Below are 20,839 nucleotides of genomic sequence, written 5' to 3'. Positions count from 1 at the left end.
GTGCTTTCCGGCCTGCCGTCCCTTGTATGGCAACACTACAACGTCACGGAGGAAGCGACGCTGCGGACGCTTGTTCTTTCAGGCCACCTTGTCGAGCAGTGGCCTCAGCGCCGGATGGATCTCCGGCGAGGCATGCTTGATCAGGGTCAGCAGCGCGCGCTCGTTTTCGTAGAGAGGCCTGTCCACGCCGATATGTCCGACCAGCCATTTGGCTTCGCCGGCATCGATCGTTTCGGCGCGGCGGGCCAAGGCCTCGGCCGCCCTGTTCTTGGCTTCCCACTCGGCCTCGATGTCATCCGGGGACCGGTAGGCCTCGATGATGCCGGCAAGGCCACCGGAGACCATGCGGCTGAAGAAGCCGCCGATGTCCGGATCGGCATGTTCGAGGAAGCTTTCCTGGCGCAGCGCCACATCGCGGGTCGGGGCTTCATAGCCGGCCGAGCACATGACGAAATTGGCGATCGCCTTGACGAACAGGTCGTTCCAGGACGGATCGTTCTTGGCCTGCGCGGTCTGTTCATTGATCTTGAACAGCACCTCGGCCTCGCCGCGGGTGATGGCGATGTTGCCGTCGCCGCCATGGGCGTGGAGGATGCGACGCAGCAGCTCAACTTCCGCCTTGGCGATCAGCCCGGGCACCAGCGCGCCGCCCAGCATCAGCGGCCCCTTGCCGTCGATGACGGCATGAGCGACCTGCTCCAGCGCATAGACGCAAAGCTTGCCCGGCGACGATCGTGCTTCTTCCAGCACGTGGACCAGCAATTCGAGTTCGGTTCGGCTGTCGACCATGCCGTCGCGCGAGATGATGCGGACCAGCCAGTCGGCGTTGTCCTGCGAGATATAGCCCGACGGCTTTTCCTGATGGACGATGTAGTCGGTCACCGCCTCGACGAAGAACGGCGCCCACTCCGCGCATTTGTCCCGCGCCGTCTGGTCGAGCGCGAACAGCGCCTCGGCCTCGCCTCGGGTCACCACGCCGTCGGCGAACACGTCGCGGCGCAGCATCACCACATCTTCCGGGGCAATGCGATTCTTCGAGGTCAGCCCCGCCACCGGCGCGCTCATGATTAATTCGCCCATTGTCGTCCCCGTCCGCCCCAAAGCGTTACATCGGCCCGCTATATCAGGAGTGTCTTGAAAAACCGGCAAACGGCGTGGTTAGCGAAGACTTGTCGGCCAATGCATGTCGCCCAAAAGTGTGCAGCGGTTTTGGGAGAACGGCATGCATCAAAACAAAGGTCTAAAGCGCGACGCGCTTTAGATGTCGCTGGGAGGTGACAAGGTGTCGCCGACGGGCTATGGATGGCGCGTCGAGGACTTGAGGTTTTGAGTCCTACCTGTTTGCGGGAGAGAGCAGCGAGAGCTGCCGCCGAAGGGGAAATCGCCCGAAATCTCTCAGGCAAAAGAACCGTAGACGGGAAAGACACTCTGGAAAGTCGGGGCTTGCCCCCGCGCCGAAGGTGTAAGCGCCGCTGACAGAGTTCCGGCTGCGCGAGTCTCTCAGGCTTCAGACAGAGGGGCACGGACTGGTCGCCATTCGCGGCCGATTGCGTGCGACTCTGGAGACGACATGACGGGCGACGACTCAAAACACCTTCCCCTCGAAGATATCCACACAGCCGCCGGTGCGCGCTTCGGCGCCTTTGCCGGCTGGTCGATGCCGCTGACCTATCCGGCCGGCGTCATGAAGGAACATCTGCATACCCGCGAACATGCCGGCCTGTTCGACATCTCGCACATGAAACTGTTCGAGGTCAGCGGACCAGGCGCGATTCCCTTGCTCAACCGCGCCTGCCCGCTGGATGCCGGCGCGCTCGAAATCTCGCAGTCGAAACTGTCCTTTTTCCTCAATGAAGCCGGCGGCATCTTGGACGACCTGATCGTCACCCGCCTCGGCGATACCAGGTTCATGGTGGTCGCCAATGCCGGCAACGCCGTCGCCGACGAAAAGCATTTGCGCGCGCTGGCCGCCGATTTCGATGTGAAGGTTGAGCCGCTCGACCGCGTCTTCCTGGCCATCCAGGGACCCGAAGCCTGGGCAGCTCTCTCCCGCGCGGGCATCGAGACCGGCTCGCTGCTGTTCATGCACGGGGTCGAGCCACGGAAAAACTGGTTCATGAGCCGGTCGGGCTATACCGGCGAGGACGGTTTCGAGATCGGCCTGCCGGAGGCCGCCGCGCGGGATTTGGTCACAAAGCTACTCGAGGATGAGCGCGTGCTGTGGATCGGCCTTGCCGCGCGCGACAGCTTGCGGCTGGAGGCAGGGCTTTGCCTGCATGGCCAGGACATCACGCCGGAGACGGACCCGGCCGCCGCCGCGCTGATGTGGGCAATCCCCAAGGAAATCCGCGCTTCCGGCGCCTTCATCGGCGCCGATGCCTTGCGCGCCGCCGTCGAACGCGGCCCGGCGCAAAAGCGCGTCGGGCTGAAGCCGGAAGGCCGCCAGCCGGTGCGCGCCGGTGCTGCTTTGTTCGATGCCGACGGCAATCCCGCCGGCCATGTCACATCGGGCGGCTTTGGCCCCTCGGCCGGTCATCCGGTTGCCATGGGCTATGTCGCAACAGCGCTGGCAAAGCCCGGCACAAGGGTTTTCGCCGATGTGCGCGGTACAAAAATCCCCGTCGATATCAGTTCCCTGCCCTTCACCCCTCATCGCTACCGCAAAGGATGAATTCCATGGCAACGACCTATTTCACCTCAGATCACGAATGGCTCCGCGTCGAAGGCGGCATCGCCACGGTCGGCATCACCGACTACGCGCAGGAGCAGCTCGGCGATCTCGTCTTCGTGGAACTGCCGGAAACGGGAAAGAAGCTGGCCAAGGGCGATACCGCCGTCGTGGTCGAATCCGTCAAGGCGGCCTCGGATGTGTATGCGCCGGTCGATGGCGAGATCACCGAGGCCAACGGCACGCTGTCATCCGACCCATCGCTGGTCAACTCGGCGGCAACCGGCGCCGGCTGGCTGTGGAAGATGAAGCTTGCCGACGAAAGCCAGCTCGCCGGCCTCATGGATGAGGCCGCCTACAAAGCCCATATCGCCTGATAACAGGACTTAAAACGATGAGCACAGCACTTACCCCCTTCTCGGCCCGCCATATCGGTCCTGGCGTCAACGATGTCAGAGCCATGCTTGCCGTGATCGGCGTCCCCTCGGTCGAGACGCTGATCAGCCAGGCCGTGCCGAGATCGATCCGCCTCGACACGCCGCTGACTCTGCCCGCGCCGGCCAGCGAAGCCGAAGCACTGGCCGAATTGTCGGCGACCATGGCGAAGAACACGGTGCTGAAGAGCTTCATCGGCGCCGGCTATCACGGCGTCCACGTGCCGCCGGTCATCCAGCGCAATCTGTTCGAGAATCCGGCCTGGTACACCGCCTATACGCCCTATCAGGCCGAGATCAGCCAAGGCCGGCTCGAAATGCTGTTCAATTTCCAGACCTTGGTCACCGAACTGACCGGCCTGCCGGTGGCATCGGCCTCGCTGCTCGATGAAGCAACCGCTGTCGCCGAAGCGGTCGGCATTACGCTTCGCCACCACCGCGACAAGCGCACCAAGGTGGCGTTCGCCGGCGCGCCGCACCCGCAGACGCTGGATGTGGTGCGCACCCGCGCCGAACCGCTCGGCATCGAGATCGACGGCGAAACGATCGATGACAACACCGCCGCTTTGCTCGTCTCCTGGCCTGACACTTTTGGCGTCTATGGCGACCACAAGGCAGCGATCGACAAGGCACGCGCCGCAGGCGCGCTGGTCGTCTTCATCGCCGATCCGCTTGGCCTGACGCTGACCGATGCGCCGGCGAAACTCGGCGCCGACATTGCCGTCGGACCGATGCAGCGCTTTGGCGTTCCGATGGGCTTTGGCGGCCCCCATGCTGCCTATTGCGCCGTCGCCGACAGGCTGACCCGGCTGATGCCCGGCCGCCTGGTCGGCCAGTCCACAGACAGCAAGGGCCGGCCGGGATACCGCCTGGCCTTGCAGACGCGCGAACAGCATATCCGCCGCGACAAGGCGACCTCCAACATCTGCACCGCGCAGGCGCTGCTCGCCAATATGGCGACGGCCTATGCCATCTGGCACGGCCCAGCCGGTCTGCAAGCGATCGCCGGGCGCATCCACGCGCTCGCCAACCGTCTGGCAAGCGGTCTCAAGGCGGCAGGCGTTTCGGTGCTCGGCGCCAGCCGCTTCGACACGGTGACGGTGGAGGCCAAAGGCAACGCCGCGCAGATCGCCGCCGCCGCCGAAAAGACCGGCCGGCTGCTGCGCGTCATCGACGCCGACCATGTCGGCATCGCCTTCGACGAGACCTCGACCGATGCCGATCTCGATGCGATCGCGGCCCTGTTCGGCGCCAAGGCTGCCGCTTCAGCCGACAGCACCGTTCCCGGCAAGCCGCGTGGAAAGGAGTTTCTGACGCAGCCGGTCTTCAACGAAAACAAGTCGGAAACCGACATGATGCGCTTGCTGCGCCGGCTGGCCGACAAGGATCTGGCGCTCGACCGCTCAATGATCCCGCTGGGATCCTGCACGATGAAGCTCAACGCCGCGGCCGAAATGATGCCGGTGAGCTGGCCAAGCATCGCCAATCTGCATCCGTTCGCGCCATCAGCGCACTCGGCCGGCTATCGTGCCATGATCGGCGAGCTGGAAGGCTGGCTGTCGGAAATCACCGGCTTCGACGCGGTCAGCCTGCAGCCCAATGCCGGCAGCCAGGGCGAATATGCCGGCCTGCTCGCCATCCGCGCCTATCACCGCTCGCGCGGCGAGGGCCATCGCACCGTCTGCCTGATCCCCTCCTCCGCGCATGGCACCAATCCGGCGAGTGCGGCGATGGCTGGCATGAGCGTTGTCGTCGTGCGCTGCCTGGAGGACGGCAACATCGACATGGACGATATGCGGGCCAAGGCCAACGAGCATTCCAAAAATCTCGCGGCGCTGATGTTCACCTATCCCTCGACGCACGGCGTCTACGAAGAAGGCGCCCGCCACCTCTGCGCCCTCATCCACGAGCATGGCGGCCAGGTCTATTTCGACGGCGCCAATCTCAACGCGCTGGTCGCGCTGGCCCGCCCCGCCGACATCGGTGCCGATGTCTGCCACATGAACCTGCACAAGACCTTCTGCATCCCGCATGGCGGCGGTGGTCCAGGCGTCGGTCCAATCGGCGTCAAGGCGCATCTGAAGCCTTACCTGCCGGGTCATGTCACCGAGGGCTCGGCGCATGCCGTGTCGGCCGCACCGTTCGGCAGCGCTTCCATCCTGCCGATCACCTGGATGTATATCCGGATGATGGGCGCCGCCGGCCTGAAACAGGCGACGGAGACGGCCATCATCTCGGCCAACTACGTGGCGACACGGCTCGCGCCGCACTTCCCGCTGCTCTACAAGGGCCGGCACGATCGCATCGCGCATGAATGCATCCTCGACACCCGCGTGCTCAAGGAGAGCGCCGGCATCAGCGTCGATGATATCGCCAAGCGCCTGATCGACTACGGCTTCCACGCGCCGACCATGTCGTTTCCGGTCGCCGGCACGCTGATGGTCGAGCCGACCGAGTCCGAGCCTAAGCGCGAGCTCGACCGGTTCTGCGAGGCGATGATCGCCATTGCGGGTGAAGCGGCGAAAGTCGCCAGGGGCGAGTGGCCTTTGACGGACAATCCGCTGGTCAACGCACCGCACACCGCCGCCGAGGCGCTGGCCGGCCAATGGACCCATCCTTACTCGCGCCTGGAAGCGGCCTATCCCGCCGGCGACGCCGACACGGCAGCAAAATACTGGCCGCCGGTATCGCGCATCGACAATGTCGCCGGCGACCGCAACCTGGTCTGCTCCTGCCCGCCGCTGTCGGATTATCTGGGAGCGGCGGAGTAACTACGCCGAGCGCAAGGCCGGCCTGACCGGTTCGGCCTTGCCCATCCTTTTACGGCTGATGACGCAATTTCGGCCGGCGCGCTTGGCCGCGTAGAGTGCTGCGTCCGCCTCGGCCAGCATCTCGTCGAGGCTGCTGCCGTCGGCGCCGCCAAAGCCGATGCCGCCGCTGACCGTGCTGCGCAACGGACCGAGCGGGGTGGCAACGATTTCGGTGCCGAAGGCAACGCCGATCTTGCTGGCGAGATCATGGGCCCGCTCTTCCGTCATCCGCGACATGACGATGGCGAACTCCTCGCCACCCAGGCGAAAGGCGTCGACGCCTGTCCTGGCATACTTCCTGATGACGGCGGCGAAGCGGCACAGAACCTGGTCTCCGACCGGGTGACCGTAGACGTCGTTCGTCCTCTTGAAGTGATCGAGGTCGAACATGACGACCGCCATGAAAGGACCGAAGGGCCGCTCGCCATAGTGCGACGTCAACCCGCGACGATTCATCAGCCCGGTCAATGGATCGGTCATCGTCTCGGCCTTCAGCTCGATCTGCGCCTGCAGATGGTGCAGCGACAGCGTCAAGGCGCCGAGACCGGTCATGCAGGCCACCGCAACGACGGAATTCAGACGTTCGGCCCAGTTGTCGGGCGCGGCGCCGAGCGTCCATTGCCCCTTTGCCATCAGAACCACGCCGCAAAGGGCAAACGACACCGCACAGGTACCACTCAGGAACGAAACCACCAGCAGGATCCGGCGATCGTGGCTGCCATTGACCCAGAACATGGCCCCGATCGTCGACAGCAGCACGGTGACCGTCGTGTAGGTGACGACGAAGCCGATACCGTCAAGGCCGACGAAGGTCACCGCCGCGCAGACAGCCATGGCGGCAAATGTCGGCACAACCGCACGCCTGTAGTCCGGCACGCCGAGATACTGCATGGCCGAAATGCAGATGATCAGGAAGCCCAGGCTGAGCAGCGCCAGCGCGATCTGGCAAAGCAGCGGATCAGGCTCCTTGGTGTAGCGCCAGAACAGGATCACATGCGCGACAAGCACGAGAATGCCGCACGCCACCGTCAGCACGAAACGCGCCCGCGGCGCGGTGAACCAGATCGCAAACATGGTGACGGCAAGACAGGTACCCGACAGCGCGGCTGCGAGTAGAAGCGAACTGAAATCCAGCATATCGGGCGGGGGCCTCTCGAGCGTCGGCGGTTGCGCCGCATTCTAGGTCAGCGGCAGCCCTCGGACATGGTTTTCAGCCGATCTTTCGACCCAAGCTGCGGATAGGGTTTACAAAAGGTCGACACTGCCTGTCCCGCAACCGCGCCCAAGACCGGTGCGAGGACGCACATCAACCCTTGTTCAGCAAGGCGAGATTGGCGTTGACGACCGTGGGGTCGGCCATGCCGGCCTTCGCCTCGAGCAGCAGCGCCCTGGCCTTCTTCTTGTTGCCGCGCAACAGTTGCGAATAGCCCATATTGTTGACGATCTGCGGTTTGCGGCCGGCGACCTTCAGCAACTGGCCGTAGGCGCGGTCGGCAAAGTCGAAGCGGCCGAGCTCGTCATAGGAAGCGGCGAGCCCCATCCAGGCCTCCGCATTGTCGGCCTTGAGCTCGACGGCCTTGCGGAAATGCTGTTCGGCGAGACCATAATTGGCGTCGCGAAACTGCGCCTTGCCTTGCGCCAGGTCGGACGTGCCGACATCCTTCGCCGACGGCTGGATCGCGGTCGTCTTGGTCGTGTCGACGTTGTTGTTCGTCGTGCACCCGGAGATCATCAAGACGGCCGCCACCGTAGCGACCGCCGCAAATTTTGTCTGACGCATGCCCTGCCCCGTCGCCCGATTTGTCGGGTCGTTCTTCAGGAAAGACACTACAGCACAGCGGTTAAGCTTCGGTGCCGAAATGCATCTAAGATTTGGTTTCGGGAATACCGGCCATTAACCACCGGGCCGCAACGCCTCAAACAGACGCAAGCGGCGCTCTCAAGGCGTGTCCAGGACCTTGAGCGCGGCCGGAACCGGATAGCGGCTGCCGTCATAGCGCAGCCGGTAGGTCCGGCTCGCCGACTTGCCGGGATGCGACTGACACTCGCCATCCTTGTCGGGAGCTGGCTCGTCGGTATCCTTCCGCTCGACCGCGATGATGTCATGATAGCCGCGATGGATCGTCGGGCTCATCGCCAGGCTGACCCGGCTGGAATGAAAGGATCCCGCGCAATTGGCGTCGCCTTCGCCGCCATAGCCGGCCACGACAAGGCCGTCGAGCACCGCGTGCAGTGCATTGCCGGCGATGGCGTAGAGCCGCAGGTCGGTTTCATTGAAGGGATTGGGCTGCGAATGGTTTGCCATGTCGATGCGCAGGCCGAAGGCGGTGACACCGGGCGCCAGCCCATAGCGGCCGGTATCGAATTCGATGCCGCGGATGGCGATGGCATCGTCATTCATCAACCCGGGCTGGAGCAGGCGCTGGCGTACCTGCAGGGTCTTTCTGTCGACGACCAGAAGCTCGATATCGCCAAAATGCTCGCCGTCGCTGGACTTGGCGCTGTCGACCAGCGGCACTGCGACCAGCAGCAGATCGTTATGGGCAGGCCAGACCTTGCAGACCAACCCCGGCGTACCGTCCTGCGGGTCCGCGAGCGCAATGCTGGTATGCGGTTCGAGCGTAAAGGAGCCGCCGTCGGCGCTTTTCTGAACCTTGGGATAGGCCTGCCGCAACAGCGCGGCAGCATCGCCGCAATCGTCGGCCATGGCCCAGGCGGGCCACAGGGCGGCGGCGACGAGGCCGAGGGCAAGAAACAGTATTCGCATGGGTTCTCACGTCGCAGGGCCGCGTTCGAGCAGGAGGATGGGTTGTCGGCCCCTGCTCTGGATTTGTCGAATCGCATTTGCTGACAAATGCCAGTGAGACTCCTCACATGGAGATGACATTCAGTTCGAATATTGAATCGACCACCACACGATCCAGTAAACGGCTACGTGAACAGCTATGAATCCAATAAGTGTTGTAACAAAAGCGGCAAGAATCGCAAAATAAGGATGGCGATTTAACCAAGTCACAGAACCATCACCATCGCCATACTGTAGCGTCGCGTAGACTGATTTCCAAGTAGCTAGAAAGCGAAGTGCCGTCCAAATTACCGCCCAAACTACAACAGCGACAATGGATGAGCCTTGAACCCCAAAATAAATCGGGCCAAGCAACGACACTAGGGGAATTAATACGTTCATCTAGTACCTGCGTTGCCAATCGGCACCGCTAGTGGTGACCCGTCATTTTGACGATGATCGGGATGATCGCGATCATCAGCACCACCGGCAGGATGCACACCGTCACCGGTATCGACATCTTGGCCGGCAGGGCGTGCGCCTTTTCCTCAGCCAGCGACATGCGCTTGTGGCGCATTTCGTCGGAGAAGACGCGCAGCGCGCCCGACAGGCTCGTGCCGAGTTCCTTCGACTGCTGCAGCAGCGTGGCGAAGGAACGGACCTCGTCCAGGCTGAGGCGGTCGGCGAGCGCCTTCAGCGCATCGTCGAGGCTGCGCCCGGCCCGCAGTTCCAGCGACACCAGCTGCAGGTTCTGGCTGAGCGCTGGATAGGTCTTGGCGAGTTCCTTCGAAACGCGCTCGATGCCGGCCTCCATGCTCATGCCGGCGTCCGAGCAGACGATCATCAGATCCATGAAGTCGGGAAAGCCGTTGCGGTATTCGCGCATCTTCTCCCGCACCTTCTGGGTCAGCACCAGACCGGGCAGGAAGTAGCCGGCCACGCCCGACAGGATGACGAACGCCCAGCGGCTGGTCATCGTCGCTTCGGCACTGGCCAGCCACTGGTTGAGGACAAAGGCGCCGATCGCGGCGCCGACCAGCGCCGAGAAGCGGATGATGAAGAACGTGCCGACGGCACGCGGCTCCATATAGCCGGCCTGGATCAGCTTCATGCGCAACCGGGCGACATTTTCCGGATCGCTCTTGGCGTAGAATTCCTGCGCCCGCTTCACCGCCTTCTCGCGCACGACGTTGGCGTTCTTCTTCTGCAGCGGCTCGGCTTTCGCGGCCACTGCACCATGGTCGACCTTGAGCCGGCGCTTCACGTCGTTGCGGTCGCCCTTCGCCGCCACCATCGGCCAGGCGACCGCGATGGAGCCCAGGGCCAGAAGCAGGATGGCCACCGGCGTCAGGGAGGTCGGCGCAAGCGAGGCGAGGAATTCGATGAAGCCCTGCATGTCAGAACCTGAAATTCGACATTTTGAACATCATCAGATTGCCCAGCATCAGCCAGGTCACCGACCCGCCGATCAGGTACCAGGTTTTCGGCTCGTCCCAGACATCGCGGTAGAAGCCCGGCATCAGCGCCATGATGGCGGCAAACAGCAGCGCCGGGATCGCCGTCAGGATGTAGGCCGACATGCGGCCTTCGGTCGAGATGGCGCGCACCTTGCGGCGCAGCTTGCCGCGCTCGCGGATCGTCAGCGCCAGGCCGTCGAGAATCTCACGCAGATTGCCGCCCGAACTGGATTGGATCGAGACGGCGGTGATGAACAGCGGCAGATCCTCATGACCGACCCTGTCAAACAGCGAGTTCAACGCCGAGACCAGATCGGAACCATAGGTCACCTCATCGGCGACGACACCGAATTCGGTGCCGATCGGATCAGGCATTTCGCGCGACACCATGGCGATGGCCACCGGCACCGGGTGACCGGCTTTGAGGCCGCGTGTGATCAGCTCCAATGCCTCGGGCAGTTGCATGCCGAAGCGCTTGAGCCGGCGCTTGCGCTTGAAGCGCATCACCATCACCGGCACCAGCGGCAGCAGCACGACGAACAACAGAAGCCCCATCAGCAGCGGCAAGCCATACCAGATGGCGACCAGGGTCATGGCCATCGCCACGCCCGAGGTGATCATCAGGAATTTCGACAGCGGCATGATCATGCCCGATTGCGTGCGCAGCGCGCGGAACCGGTCCGGCGAGAACAGCGAGGTGCCTGCGTCGAGGCCGCGCTCCTTGCGCAGCTGGATCAGCACCTGCTCCTGGCTGATCTTGTTTTCCTGCAGCTTCATGCGTCGGTTGATGGCGGTACGCTTGTCGCTGCGGCCGGCGTAGAGGAGATAGCAGGCCTCGGCGATCATTATGCCGGTGAGTGCTGCTCCGGCATAGACGACATAGATTGCGCTCAACCCGTCGAACACCAGGCTTACTCCTGCGGCCGGCCGGGTTCGAAATAGCGTCCGGGAAACTCGATGCCCATGGCGCGCAGATCCTCGAGGAAGCGCGGCCGGATGCCGGTCGCCTCGAAATAGCCGAGTATGCCGCCGTCGGCGTCCATGCCGGTGCGCACGAAGCGGAAGATCTCCTGCATCTGGATGACGTCGCCTTCCATGCCGGTCACCTCGGCCACGCTTGTCACTTTGCGCTTGCCGTCGGAAAGCCGGGTCAGCTGGACGATGATGTCGATGGCGCTGGCGATCTGGCTGCGGATCGACTGCACCGTCATCGGCATGCCGGTCATGCCCAGCATCTGTTCGAGGCGCGAAATGGCGTCGCGCGGCGTGTTGGCGTGGATGGTCGCCATCGACCCTTCATGGCCGGTGTTCATCGCCTGCAGCATGTCGAAAGCCTCCTCGCCGCGGCACTCACCGAGGATGACGCGGTCGGGACGCATGCGCAGCGCGTTCTTGACGAGATCGCGCTGCTTCAGTTCGCCATGGCCCTCGATGTTGGCGGGGCGCGTTTCCATGCGCGCGACATGCGGCTGCTGCAGCTGAAGTTCGGCCGCGTCCTCGATGGTGATCAAGCGCTCGTCTTCGGGAATGAAGGCCGACAGCGCGTTGAGCATCGTCGTCTTGCCGGTGCCGGTGCCGCCCGAGATGATCGTCGTCTTGCGGGCGTGGACTGCGGCCGCCAGCACTTCGGCCATATTCTGGGTGATGGCGCCGAATTCGACCAGTTTGTGCAGGCCAAGCTTGTTCTTGGAGAATTTGCGGATCGACACCAGCGGCCCGTCGACGGCCACCGGCCGGATGGCCGCGTTGAAGCGCGAGCCGTCCAGCATGCGCGCATCGACCATCGGCTGCGATTCGTCGACCCGGCGGCCGACCGCGGCGACGATCTTGTTGACGATTCTGAGCAGATGGGCCTCATCCTTGAACGGGATATGGACCTTCTGCAGCTTGCCCTTCTTTTCGATGAAGCAGTTCTGGTGGCCGTTGATCAGGATATCGTTGATGTCGGGATCCTTGAGCAGCGGCTCGAGCGGACCGAGACCGACCATCTCGTCGACGATATCGTCGACCAGCGCTTCGAGTTCGACGGTGTTGATCGCCATCCGCTCCTGGCGGGTTTTTTCCGAAACGAAATCATGGACTTGCCGGCGCATCTCCTCCTTAGGCAAACGCTCCAGCGCAACGAGATTGATTTCTTCAAGCAGCATCCGGTGGATGCGCACGCGCGCATCGAGCACCTTGTTGGCGCTCTTTGCCGGCGCGACATCTGGCTTTGCCGCCAAAGCCTTTCGGTTGGTCGGGATAACGACCGCATGATGCGCCACCGGCGTTGTATCAGCCGGACGGATCGGGCGCGCATCGCGGTTCTGCAGGGTGGAAAAACGACTGGTCATCCGGCCTTCCTCTTCAGCAGACCCTTGCCGAAGCTGAACAGGGACTTCGATTTGACCCCGGTCGCGACCGCCTCTTCCGGAAGGATGATCTTCTTCAAATCGTTGATGACATTGGCGTTCGGGTCGATCTCGTGCAGCGGCACGCCGCGATCGACCGCCTCGCGCACCAGCCGGTAGTTGTTGGAAATGCCGCCGACGAAATGCTCGCCGAGGATCTCCTGGACGTCCGCCTGCTTGATGCCGTTGTCGAACATCTTCTGCTCGAAACGGTTGACGATGACGTTCGGCTTCACTTCCTTGCCGGCGGTCTCGTAGACCGCCTGGATCAGCCTCTGCGTGTGGCGCAGGCACGGCACCGTCATTTCGGCGACGATATAGAGCTTGTTTGAGCCAAGCAGCACAGTCTCCGTCCAGGGAAACCAGGTGCGCGGCATGTCGATGACGACATTGTCGAAATAGGCCGAGACGAGGTCCAGCATGCGCACCACGACATCGGTCTTGAACGAGCGCATCTCCGCCGGATGCGTCGGTGCCGCCAGCACGCAAAGGCCGCTGGCATGCTTGGACAGCATCACGTCGAGCAATTGCCGGTCGAGGCGTTCGGGCTGGTTCTCGATCTCGGTGATGTCGAAGCGCGGCTCGAGGTCGAGATATTCGGCACAGGCGCCCTGCTGGAAATTGAGGTCGACCACGCAGGTCGAAGCGCCGCGCGTCACAGAGTGATGCAGCTGGAAGGCGGTCTGCAGCGCCAGTGTCGTGGTGCCGACGCCGCCGGCGGCCGGCATGAAGGTGTAGATCTGCGACTCGGTGTTTTCCTCACGCCCCGGCCCTTGCAGCGCTCGCACCACCGAGCGCACCAGATCGGCCGTGGTGATCGGCTTGACCAGGAAGTCCGCGACCTTGAGCTGCACCAGGATGCGCACGGCGGCGGCGTTGAACTCCTGGGTGACCACGACCACCGGCGCCTTGCCCTCCAGCCGGCGCATGATGCGCTGCAGCGACTCGACCTCCTCCAGTCTCGCCGCGTCCATGTCGACGATAATGGCGCCGAAGTCGGTCTCCTGGACCTCGCCGCGCAATTCGGTGACATTCTTTTCCACCGTCGAGAGCTGGATGATCTCGGAGGCGGCGAATGCGGTCCGCGTGTCCTGCACGAAGGTTCTGTCCGTCGATACGAGCAGGATCTTCCTGGTCTTGATGCCGTTTGCCATGCTCGCCGCCTGTGAGGTCGATCGCTTGTGGATCAGTTGCCCTGTTGAATCAGTCGCTTGTGTTTGTCTGCGATGCCTTCGCGCCCGCCGCCTGATCGGGTGTGACCGGTCCGGCATTGCCACGCTTGGCAGGAACGAGAAGCCTGGTGTTCTGGACGCCGTACTTCCACGGATCGACCATCTGCATGACGGTGTTGGCGGCCTGGGCGTTGCCGGCGCCGGTCGTCACCCCTTCGCTGCGTGTGTAATCGTCGCTGGTGCAGCCGCCGGCCAGACCGGCAAGAAGCAGGGTGATGCTCGATCTCAGGACCAGACGCATGATTTCAGTCCTTCGGCAGGTCGAGGAAGTGCCCGACCGTGGTGGCGGGAGCAACCCGTGCGGCGCTGCCATCTGCTAGTGCCAGCGCGCGGCCGGTGTCCGATGCCTTCACTTCCTCGGTGTTGTTGAGGAAATAGTCGACATTGCTGGCCGGTTGCGAACCATCGGTCGGCTCGACCATTTTCTTCGACGGATCGACCGGCTTGACCAGATAGGGCGTGACGAGGATGACCAGGTCGGTCTCGCGCCGCTGGTAGGATTTCGACGAGAACAGCGACCCGAGCACCGGCATCTTGCCGAGGCCGGGAATGCGCGACGTGGTGATGTCGTTTTGCGACTGCAGCAGCCCTGCGATCATGAAGCTCTGGCCGTTCTTCAGGTCGACCGAGGTCTTGGCGCGGCGGACAGTGAAGCCCGGCACCGAAATGTTGCCGATGTTGTAGGACGCCGACGCATCGATCGAAGAGACTTCCGGCGCGATGTCGAGGCTGACCAGCCCGTCCTTGAGCACGGTCGGCGTGAAGTCCAGGCTGACGCCGTATTTCTTGTAGGTGACGGAGATCTTGCCATTGTCCTCCGAAACCGGGATCGGGAATTCGCCGCCGGCGAGGAAGCTCGCCGTCTCTCCGGAGCGCGCGATCAGGTTGGGCTCGGCCAGCATGCGGGCAAGGCCGCGCTCCTCCAGCGCTTTGACGGCGATATCGACGGACACGCCGTTCGACAGCAAGCTGCCGATGATCTCGCCAGTACCCGCCGTCGGCACCGACGCCCCATCCGGGTTCAGCACGACACTGCGCCCACCAATGCCGTAGGCGAAATTGGCGCTGTATTTTGCACCCAGATCCTGCCCCGCCTGGCGGTTGATCTCGACAAAGCGCACATTGAGCTGGACCTGCTGCGACGATGAGATGTTGACCGAATTGATCACCTCCTCGTTGCCGGAAAAGCGGGTGGCGATCTTGTTTGCCTTTTCGGCGGCGACCGCGTCATCGGCCTCGCCCGACAACACCACACGGCCATTGGCCGAGCCGACCTTGATCTTGGCGTCCGGCACGCTGGCACGGATGGTGCTGGCCAGCTGATCCGTGTCGAGCGTCACCTCGATGTCGACGGTGCCGACAAGCTGTTTTTTCTCGTCGAACAGCGCAATGCCGGTGGTGCCGAGATTGTTGCCCAGCACATAGAAGGATTTGTCGGTCAGCGGGTTGACGTTGGCGATCTCCGGATCGCCGATGACGATCTGGTAGAAGGCAGCACTCGTAACGATCGTCTTGGGCTTGCCCTTGGCGACCTTGATCGACGCATTCTTGGTCGCCGAGACATAGACGATTTCATTGTCCGCCTTGGCCGCCCCGGGCATAGCGAGCATGCCGCTCGCAGCCAGAGCAACCGCGATCGCCAGGGTGCGCACAAAGCGCGACCGGCCCGTCATTCCATATAGGGTACGCATCAACATTGCCCTGTCCCGTCCGGTCCCCACCGGTCTTTACTTCTGGTCCCGCGCAGGAACCTGATATTCCTCGGCCTTCGTGCCGCGGGTCACGATAACCGTCTTGAATTTCGGCTTCTCCGGCTCCTTGGTCATCGCATCGAACAGCGAGCCGGCCGCGGCCTGAGCCTTGGCCGCCACCGATCCGCCGAAGGAAGAGATGGTGGTGACGCCGTTCTTGCCGTCGCCGCCTTCACTGGCGGAGCGCAGCGACAGCGACAGCGTGCCGACGGTGCGGGCAAGCGCCACTTTCTGCGCGCCTTCGGTCGTCACCTCGATGGTCACGGAATTGGTCACCTGCGGCGTCGTCTGGCGCTCGTCGGCGCCCTGCCCGACGCTCAGCACCTTGGCATCGGCGACGACGATCTCGGAGGTGATGGTCGAACCGGCGGCGCCTTGCGCGTTCTTGGCGACTTCCTGGATTTCGCCGGCATCGCGCGTCAGCACGACATCGACGCGGTCTCCCGGCGTGACGAAGCCGCCGACACCGGCGATCTCGTCGGTGCGGATGGTGACCGCCCGCATTCCTGGCGTCATCATGTTGGAGAGCGTCGCGCGGCCGTTCGGCCCCGACAGCTTGGTCAGCAGCACCGGTTCGTTGACCTCGATCGGCGAGAGAACGACGCGGCCGCCCTCGCCGAGCAAGCCATCGATGGTGGCAAAGGCGCCCTGCGGCAGGGAATCCTGCGGCCACGGGATTTCGGTCAACTTGGCGCGGTCGAGTTCCATGCCGTAGCGCAACGGCGCGTTCGCCACCACGATGGTCTTGAACTCGATCCTGGGCGGGGCCGGAGCGGCGATCGACGCCGTCTTCTCCTCGGCATCGGGCCTGGCCTGGCTCTTGACCCAGAAATCCGCGGCAAAAATCGAGATCGCGCCGAAAACGGCAGCGATGCCGATCATCGTTATGGCCTTGCCCCTCACGCCGAAACCCCTGATGCCCGTCGTTTCTTGTTATGTTGGGCTCACGCTAGGCCGCTTTGTTAAAGAATCAGGAATGCGGAACGGTGGTATCGGACCTATTTCCGCCCGCTTGGTTATCGAATGGTTTTAGGATAAGACGGGTCAAATCCCCGAACGTAACAGGAACCTCCGTCGCTTGGCGCCGCAAAGCGTGGCAGTATCGACGGGTGATTCGCAGCATCGAACCCGATGGCAGGCATGGACGACAACAACGATCTCTTCGGCAATATGGACAAGCAGCCACAGCCTGTTCGCACACCCGCGCGCCCGGCGGATCCGCTGGTGCAGGCAGCAGCCAAGCGCCCGGCCGCGACCAAGGATGGCAGCGAGGGCTACAGTGCCGCCGACATCGAGGTGCTCGAAGGCCTGGAGCCGGTGCGCCGCCGGCCGGGCATGTATATTGGCGGCACCGACGACAAGGCGATGCACCATCTGTTCGCCGAGGTCATCGACAATTCGATGGACGAGGCTGTCGCCGGCCACGCCACCTTCATCGATGTCGAGCTTTCGGCCGACGGGTTTCTGACCGTTACCGACAATGGTCGCGGCATCCCTGTCGATCCGCATCCGAAATACAAGAAGCCGGCGCTGGAAGTCATCATGACGACGCTGCATTCGGGCGGCAAATTCGACTCCAAGGTTTATGAGACCTCGGGCGGCCTGCACGGCGTCGGCGTCTCCGTCGTCAATGCGCTGTCGGACCATCTCGAGGTCGAAGTGGCGCGAGGCCGCCAGCTTTACCGCCAAAGATTCTCGCGCGGCATTCCGGTAAGCGGCCTGGAGCACCTCGGCGAGGTGCACAACCGCCGCGGCACCAAGACCCGCTTCCATCCCGACGAGCAGATTTTTGGCAAGGGCTGCGCCTTCGAGCCGGCGCGCCTCTACCGCATGACGCGTTCGAAGGCCTATCTGTTCGGCGGCGTCGAAATCCGCTGGACCTGCGATCCCTCGCTGTTCAAGGAAAAGGATCCGACGCCGGCCAAGGCGGAATTCCATTTTCCCGGCGGCCTCAAGGACTATCTCAAGGCATCGCTCGGCGACGACTTCCAGGTGACGCGGGAAATCTTCGCCGGCAAGAGCGAGAAGCAGGGCGGCCACGGCTCGCTCGAATGGGCGGTGACCTGGTTCGGCGGCGACGGCTTCATCAATTCCTACTGCAACACCATCCCGACGGGTGAAGGCGGCACCCACGAGGCCGGCTTCCGCAACGTGCTGACCCGGGGCTTGCGCGCCTATGCCGATCTGGTTGGCAACAAGCGCGCCTCGGTCGTTACCTCGGAAGACGTCATGATCTCGGCGGCGGGCATGCTGTCGGTGTTCATCCGCGAGCCGGAATTTGTCGGCCAGACCAAGGACAGGCTGGCAACGATCGAGGCTATCCGAATTGTCGAGACCGCGATCCGCGATCCGTTCGACCATTGGCTGGCCGACAATCCGCAGGAGGCTTCGAAGCTGCTCGACTGGGTGATCGCGCGCGCCGACGAGCGGGTGCGCCGGCGCCAGGAAAAGGAAGTGTCGCGCAAGAGTGCGGTGCGCAAGCTGCGGCTGCCGGGCAAGCTCGCCGACTGCACGCAAAATGCCGCTGCCGGTGCTGAACTGTTCATCGTCGAAGGTGACTCGGCCGGCGGCTCGGCCAAGCAGGCGCGCGACCGCGCCAGCCAGGCCGTGTTGCCGCTGCGCGGAAAAATCCTCAACGTCGCCAGCGCCGGCAATGACAAGCTGGCCGCCAACCAGCAGATATCGGACCTGATCCAGGCGCTTGGCTGCGGCACGCGGTCTAAATACCGCGACGAGGATCTGCGCTACGACCGCGTGATCATCATGACTGACGCCGACGTCGACGGTGCCCACATCGCTTCGCTGCTGATCACCTTCTTCTACCAGGAAATGCCGGCGCTGGTGCGCGGCGGCCATCTCTATCTGGCGGTGCCGCCGCTTTACTCGATCAGGCAAGGCGGCAAGGTCGCCTACGCCCGCGACGACGCGCACAAGGACGAGCTCCTGCGCACCGAATTCACCGGGCGCGGCAAGGTCGAGCTTGGCCGTTTCAAGGGTCTGGGCGAGATGATGGCAGCGCAGCTCAAGGAGACGACCATGGATCCGAGGAAGCGCACGCTGCTTCGCATCGATGTGATCGATGCCGAGGCCGCGACCAAGGATGCGGTCGATGCGCTGATGGGCACCAAGCCGGAAGCCCGCTTCCGCTTCATCCAGGAACGCGCCGAATTCGCCGAAACGGAAGTGCTGGATATCTAGCCGTCTGCCGGTCCATAACAGGCTCAACTTGCGGAGACGAGCATGTGACCGGCGCACAGCTGAGAGCCTATTTCGAAACGAGCTTGGCCGGACTGACGCAACCGACGCGCTCCGACTGGATTTTCGCCCTGCGCACCGTTTCGGCCGGTCTGATCGCGCTGCTGGCTGCCTACGCGCTGAAGCTCGACCATCCGCAATGGGCAATGATGACCGTGTTTATCGTTGCTCAGCCGGTCGCGGGCATGGTGCTGGCCAAGGGTTTTTACCGGTTGCTTGGCACTCTTGCCGGCGGTGTCGCGGCGATCGGCATCACTACGGTCTTCGGCACCAACCCATGGGTACTGGTGACGGTGCTCGCCGTCTGGATCGGCATCTGCACCTTCGTCTCCTCGCTGCTGCGCAATCCAGAGGCTTATGGTGCGGCGCTTGCCGGCTACACCGCCATGATCATCGGCCTGCCCGCCTTTGGACAGCCGCATCTGGTCGTCGACCTCGCGGTCGCGCGCTGCGCCGAGATCGTGCTCGGTATCGTCTGCGCCGGCCTGACCAGCCGGCTGATCCTGCCGAAACTGGCCAGTGATGCCATCATCTCACGGCTGAAACGCTGCATTCTCGACCTTGCCACCTACGCCGCAGGAGCCTTCTCGGAAGGTGATACAGCGACACTCTCCGCACTGCATCGCAAACTCGTCGCCGACACCCAGACACTCGGCGAAATGCGCGCTTATGCCAGGCTGGAAGCGCCAAGCTTCGCACCGCGTGCCCACCCGGTGCGGCGCACCATCGGACAATTGCTCTCGGCTCTGTCGGCGGCACGCGCGCTGCATTCGCACGCTGCTCCGAAAAACGCCGCACTTGTCCCGGTGCGTTCGGAATTGCAGGCCCTTGTCAGCGAATTGGCAGCAAAGCCCGGCGCACTGGACGATACGGCACCCTGGGTGGAACAGCTCGACGCGATCTCGACCAAGGCCCGGCAGACACCCGATGCCGCGACCGACCAGGGTGACGACAGGGTCGGCACCATCACCCGCCTCACCATCGCAGCCGATTTCGCGGAGGCGCTTAAACAGGTGCTGCGCGGGCTCGATGCCTTGCGTGTACCGGTCACCCGTACGGGCCGCGGCAGCAGGCAGCCTACGCTGGTGGTGCACCGCGATTACCCCGGCGCATCGCGCAATGCCGTGCGCGCTGCCCTTGCCACGTTGCTGGTCGCGGCCTTCTGGTTGACGACGAAATGGTCGGAAGCGGCCGGCACGGTCATTCTCGTTGCCGTCGTCTCCAGCCTGTTTGCCGCGCGGCCGGACCCCGTGCAGGTGTCGTGGGGCTTCTTCAAGGGAACGCTGCTGGCTTTGCCCTTTGCCTTCCTCGTCGGCCAGATCGCATTGCCTGCCCTGCCCGGCTTCGGCTGGTTCGTCCTGTTTGTCGTGCCGATCCTGGTGCCAACGGCGCTAGGCATGGCCAATCCGCGCTATGTCGGCGTAGCCACGGCCTTCGCCATCAACTTCCTCGCCTTCCTCAGCCCGCATCAGGCGATGACATACGATCCTGGCCCGTTCTTCGCCGGCTCGGCATCGGTACTGGTCGGTATTCTGCTGGCAATCGGCGTCTTCATTGTCGTGCTGCCCGCCGATCCGTGGCTCGCGGCAAACCGGATCGTGCGGGCCATGCGCGAGGATCTGGCACGGCTTTGCCTGCACGAACGCGTGCCGAGGCGTTCGGCCTTCGAAAGTCTTGCCTATGACCGGATCAACCAGCTGATGCCGCTGGTGCAGAATTCCGGCAGGAAGGGCGACGCGGTTCTGGGCGGCGGCGTCGCCGCCGTCACGGTCGGGTTGGAGATTCTGCGGCTGCGCGGTGCTAGCCAAAACCACGCTATCCCATCCGAAGCCGCCCTTTCGATCGCCAACTTCCTGAGAGGGCTGGCGCGCGAATTGTTGTTCCGCGCCCCCGGGGATCCGCAGACAGCGACCATCGCCGTCGCCCGGCAGTATGCGGCGGGCATCGCCCAGCGAAACGCCCCCGGCGACATGCTGCAGATCGCGGCATCACTGCGCATCATTGCCGCGGCGATGGAGGATTTTCCGGACTTTTTCACTAAAAACAGGTCTTAGACG

17 protein-coding genes and 1 riboswitch are annotated in these 20,839 nt (G+C 63.5%); of the genes, 5 read left to right on the top strand and 12 right to left on the bottom strand.

Annotation, left to right across the window (positions count from 1 at the left end):
* Positions 1–78 precede the first annotated feature (78 nt).
* On the bottom strand, positions 79–1,080 hold the full coding sequence (locus DBIPINDM_RS34850) for a hypothetical protein (RefSeq protein ID WP_258583466.1): 1,002 nt from the start codon (positions 1,078–1,080) through the stop codon (positions 79–81).
* A gap of 254 nt (positions 1,081–1,334) precedes the next feature.
* A riboswitch (glycine riboswitch) is annotated at positions 1,335–1,421 on the top strand.
* A gap of 149 nt (positions 1,422–1,570) precedes the next feature.
* On the opposite strand from DBIPINDM_RS34850, the gene gcvT reads away from it, so the two are divergent.
* Genes gcvT through gcvP form a run of 3 tightly spaced genes read left to right on the top strand, consistent with a single transcriptional unit; the run spans position 1,571 to position 5,873 of the window.
* Entirely contained in the window at positions 1,571–2,671 is a 1,101-nt protein-coding gene (gcvT, locus tag DBIPINDM_RS34845) for a glycine cleavage system aminomethyltransferase GcvT (RefSeq protein WP_258583465.1), read from the top strand.
* A 5-nt stretch (positions 2,672–2,676) separates the two neighbouring features.
* A complete protein-coding gene (gcvH, locus tag DBIPINDM_RS34840; protein ID WP_115139583.1) occupies positions 2,677–3,045 on the top strand; it encodes a glycine cleavage system protein GcvH in 369 nt (122 codons plus the stop codon).
* A 17-nt stretch (positions 3,046–3,062) separates the two neighbouring features.
* Complete coding sequence (gene gcvP / locus DBIPINDM_RS34835) at positions 3,063–5,873, top strand: aminomethyl-transferring glycine dehydrogenase (protein ID WP_258583463.1); 2,811 nt, start codon at positions 3,063–3,065, stop codon at positions 5,871–5,873.
* Here gcvP and DBIPINDM_RS34830 read toward each other — a convergent pair whose 3' ends face one another.
* The 11 genes from DBIPINDM_RS34830 to cpaB form a co-directional block, all read right to left on the bottom strand.
* Complete coding sequence (locus DBIPINDM_RS34830) at positions 5,874–7,049, bottom strand: GGDEF domain-containing protein (protein WP_258583462.1); 1,176 nt, start codon at positions 7,047–7,049, stop codon at positions 5,874–5,876.
* A 169-nt stretch (positions 7,050–7,218) separates the two neighbouring features.
* The gene (locus DBIPINDM_RS34825; RefSeq protein WP_258583461.1) at positions 7,219–7,692 is read right to left on the bottom strand and encodes a hypothetical protein; all 474 of its coding nucleotides are present in this window, start codon (positions 7,690–7,692) and stop codon (positions 7,219–7,221) included.
* A gap of 159 nt (positions 7,693–7,851) precedes the next feature.
* On the bottom strand, positions 7,852–8,679 hold the full coding sequence (locus tag DBIPINDM_RS34820) for a hypothetical protein (RefSeq protein ID WP_258583460.1): 828 nt from the start codon (positions 8,677–8,679) through the stop codon (positions 7,852–7,854).
* Positions 8,680–8,799: 120 nt separating this feature from the next.
* Positions 8,800–9,099: a hypothetical protein gene (locus DBIPINDM_RS34815; protein ID WP_258583459.1), complete on the bottom strand. Its 300-nt coding sequence runs from the start codon at positions 9,097–9,099 to the stop codon at positions 8,800–8,802.
* A gap of 28 nt (positions 9,100–9,127) precedes the next feature.
* A complete protein-coding gene (locus tag DBIPINDM_RS34810; protein ID WP_258583457.1) occupies positions 9,128–10,093 on the bottom strand; it encodes a type II secretion system F family protein in 966 nt (321 codons plus the stop codon).
* Position 10,094: 1 nt separating this feature from the next.
* Positions 10,095–11,060, bottom strand: a complete 966-nt coding sequence (locus DBIPINDM_RS34805) for a type II secretion system F family protein (protein ID WP_258583456.1) — start codon at positions 11,058–11,060, stop codon at positions 10,095–10,097.
* A 5-nt stretch (positions 11,061–11,065) separates the two neighbouring features.
* Entirely contained in the window at positions 11,066–12,487 is a 1,422-nt protein-coding gene (locus DBIPINDM_RS34800; protein ID WP_258583455.1) for a CpaF family protein, read from the bottom strand.
* Positions 12,484–13,698: an AAA family ATPase gene (locus DBIPINDM_RS34795; RefSeq protein WP_258583454.1), complete on the bottom strand. Its 1,215-nt coding sequence runs from the start codon at positions 13,696–13,698 to the stop codon at positions 12,484–12,486. The genes DBIPINDM_RS34800 and DBIPINDM_RS34795 overlap by 4 nt, the downstream gene beginning before the upstream one ends.
* A gap of 49 nt (positions 13,699–13,747) precedes the next feature.
* Positions 13,748–14,017, bottom strand: a complete 270-nt coding sequence (locus tag DBIPINDM_RS34790; protein ID WP_258583453.1) for a hypothetical protein — start codon at positions 14,015–14,017, stop codon at positions 13,748–13,750.
* 4 nt (positions 14,018–14,021) lie between these two features.
* A complete protein-coding gene (locus DBIPINDM_RS34785) occupies positions 14,022–15,473 on the bottom strand; it encodes a type II and III secretion system protein family protein (RefSeq protein WP_258583452.1) in 1,452 nt (483 codons plus the stop codon).
* A 30-nt stretch (positions 15,474–15,503) separates the two neighbouring features.
* Positions 15,504–16,430 (bottom strand): Flp pilus assembly protein CpaB, encoded by a 927-nt coding sequence (gene cpaB / locus DBIPINDM_RS34780; protein ID WP_258583451.1) that lies wholly within the window; start codon positions 16,428–16,430, stop codon positions 15,504–15,506.
* A gap of 237 nt (positions 16,431–16,667) precedes the next feature.
* Here cpaB and parE point away from each other — a divergent pair, with 237 nt between their 5' ends.
* Both parE and DBIPINDM_RS34770 read left to right on the top strand, forming a co-directional pair.
* On the top strand, positions 16,668–18,725 hold the full coding sequence (gene parE, locus DBIPINDM_RS34775) for a DNA topoisomerase IV subunit B (RefSeq protein WP_258583450.1): 2,058 nt from the start codon (positions 16,668–16,670) through the stop codon (positions 18,723–18,725).
* A gap of 44 nt (positions 18,726–18,769) precedes the next feature.
* Entirely contained in the window at positions 18,770–20,836 is a 2,067-nt protein-coding gene (locus DBIPINDM_RS34770; protein WP_258583449.1) for an FUSC family protein, read from the top strand.
* Positions 20,837–20,839: the final 3 nt, after the last annotated feature.

It is taken from the genome of Mesorhizobium sp. AR02, assembly GCF_024746835.1.
Lineage (GTDB): Bacteria > Pseudomonadota > Alphaproteobacteria > Rhizobiales > Rhizobiaceae > Mesorhizobium.
Note: the sequence above shows the minus strand (reverse complement) of the source record. Positions and strands in the feature narration are given on the sequence as shown.